This is a genomic window from Roseomonas rosulenta, from assembly GCF_016106005.1.
Taxonomy (GTDB): domain Bacteria; phylum Pseudomonadota; class Alphaproteobacteria; order Acetobacterales; family Acetobacteraceae; genus Neoroseomonas; species Neoroseomonas rosulenta.
This window is the reverse complement of sequence record NZ_JACADR010000457.1, coordinates 1-2,150: the sequence shown is the minus strand read 5'-3', so window position 1 is coordinate 2,150 and position 2,150 is coordinate 1. Positions and strand designations below refer to the sequence as shown.

The window sequence follows — 2,150 nt, the reverse complement described above, 5'->3', positions numbered from 1 at the left end:
AGTGTGCTCTTCCGATCCCGGTGGACGCCGAAGCGCGCCCCGCCCGGCCGTGACCGTCCGCCCCGCCCGCCCGGTGCCGCTGCAGACCGCCCCTGTGCCCGCCGCCCCGCGGGTCGCCGCCGCCCCGGCGGTCGCCGCGCAGCAGGAGGTAAGGCTGCGCCCGGCCCGCAACCCCGACTTCGTCGCGGTCGAGACGCCGTCCGGCCAGCCGCTCGGCTATGCGCCGGTCGCGGTGTTCTCGATCCCGGCGGCGCAGACGCGCGCCATCGCCATGCCGGCCATGGCCCCCGCGGCCGATGCCGCGCCGACGGGGCGGCTGCGCACCCTTGCCTCGACCAACATCGTCCGGCGCGACAATTTCCGCGAGGCGGTGGGCGACCTGCAGCGCGCGGTCGCCTCGGGCGGTTTCGAGCTCGGCAGCTGAGGACGGGGCGAAGCGCCCCGACCACCGCACACCCCCGGGCGGGCGCGCGCCCGCCGGCCGGTCAGACCGGCTCGGCCATCGCGCGCATGAAGCTCTCGCGGAAGCGGATCGGGTCGCGGTCGGTCTGATTGTGGCCCGGTTCGTTGTCGATCTTCACGCCGATCACGTGCGGCCCGTCGGTCGCCAGAGCGCGGGCCACCAGCGCGTCGAACTCCGCCTCGTCCGCCGCCCAGGCGGCGGAGGCGATGCCGGAGGCGCGCGCGATCGCCACCATGTCGGTGCGCGCGGCCGCCGCCGGCGTGCCCTGCCCGCCGGTGATCTGGTAGATGCCGTTGTCCCAGATGATGACGGTGAGGTTCTTCACGCCCTGGGCCGCCACGGTCGACAGGCAGCCGAGCTGCATCAGCAGCGACCCGTCGCCCTCCAGCGCGAAGACGCGCCGCGCCGGCTGCGCCAGCGCCACCCCCACCGCGATCGGTACCGCGAGGCCCATGCTGCCCAGCATGTAGAAGTTCTCCCCCCGGGTCTTGTCGGCGCCCCAGAGGTCCCAGTTGGAATTGCCGATGCCGCCCACCACGGCCTCGCGGTTCCCGAGCCCCGCCACCAGGCGCTTCGTGAGCGCGGCGCGGTTCATCACATGCAGGTTGTCGGTGGTGTCGGTCATGTCCGCTTCCCCGTGAGCAGCGGCGAGAGGATGAGGCAGGCCGGCCAGCGCGTCGCGAAGGCCTGGCGGATCGTGCGGTCGGCGACGAAGGCGGCCTCATCCAGGCGCGTCATGGTGTGGTGCTCGATGCCCATGCTGTCGAGGATGGGGCGCATGGTGCGGCAGACGATCGCCTGGCCGGGGTTGAATTCCCCCATGGTGCCGCGTTCGCTGACCACCATCACCACCGGGACCTGGAAGGCCACGGGCAGCGAGGCCAGCACATTGGGCAGCGTGGCGAATCCCGAGGTTTGCATCAGCACCGCCGTGCGCAGGCCGGCCATGATGGCGCCGGTGGCGATGCCGATCGCCTCCTCCTCCCGCGCACAGGGGAAGGCGGTGAAGAAGGGATCGGCGTGGATGCCCTCGAGCAGCGGGCGCAGCACGTTGTCGGGCACGTAGGTCACCAGGCGGATCTGGTTGTCCTTGAAGGCCTGGCGCATCGCGTCGTGCCAGGTCGGCGGCGCCCCTGCCGGTGTCTGTGTCGTCATCGTCGCGCGAACCCCCGCGGAAAGGTGGGCGGTATCGCATCGCGCGGGCGCAGCGCCAAGACGCGGCCGCGCTTGCCTTGCCCCGCGCGCGCCGCAAGAAGGACCGATGGACAACCCGCCCCGCCTGCTGGTCGATGCCGATGCCTGCCCGGTGCGCGAGGAGGCGATCCGGGTCGCGGCGCGCCTCGGCCTCGGCCTCGTGCTCGTGACGAACGGCGCGCGCCCGGTCCGCCCGCCCGGCCTGCCGGGGATGCGCCTGGTCGTGGTGGCCGAGGGCGCGGACAAGGCCGATGACTGGATCGCCGAGGAAGCGCGCCCGGTCGATATCTGCCTCACCGCCGACATCCCGCTGGCGGCGCGCTGCCTCGCCAAGGGGGCCTTTGCGCTGTCATTCAAGGGGCGGCCCTGGACGACCGACAATATCGGCTCGGCGCTGGCCGGGCGCGAGGTGGCGCGCCACCTGCGCGAGCTCGGGGCCGCCGGCGGCGGGCCGGCGCCGATGGATGGCGCCGACCGCTCGCGCTCCCCGAAC

4 protein-coding genes are annotated in these 2,150 nt (G+C 73.7%); 2 read left to right on the top strand and 2 right to left on the bottom strand.

Going from position 1 to position 2,150, the window contains the following annotated elements:
* A partial coding sequence (locus HW578_RS25775; RefSeq protein ID WP_232479294.1) for a hypothetical protein occupies positions 1-424 on the top strand: 424 nt, incomplete at its 5' end.
* 61 nt (positions 425-485) lie between these two features.
* Here the strand turns inward: HW578_RS25775 and HW578_RS25770 are convergent.
* Both HW578_RS25770 and HW578_RS25765 read right to left on the bottom strand, forming a co-directional pair.
* Positions 486-1,088 (bottom strand): thiamine pyrophosphate-dependent enzyme, encoded by a 603-nt coding sequence (locus HW578_RS25770; RefSeq protein WP_198373566.1) that lies wholly within the window; start codon positions 1,086-1,088, stop codon positions 486-488.
* The gene (locus tag HW578_RS25765; RefSeq protein ID WP_232479293.1) at positions 1,085-1,618 is read right to left on the bottom strand and encodes a thiamine pyrophosphate-binding protein; all 534 of its coding nucleotides are present in this window, start codon (positions 1,616-1,618) and stop codon (positions 1,085-1,087) included. The genes HW578_RS25770 and HW578_RS25765 overlap by 4 nt, the downstream gene beginning before the upstream one ends.
* 106 nt (positions 1,619-1,724) lie before the next feature.
* Here HW578_RS25765 and HW578_RS25760 point away from each other — a divergent pair.
* On the top strand, positions 1,725-2,150 hold a 426-nt coding region (locus tag HW578_RS25760; protein WP_198373565.1), incomplete at its 3' end, for a YaiI/YqxD family protein.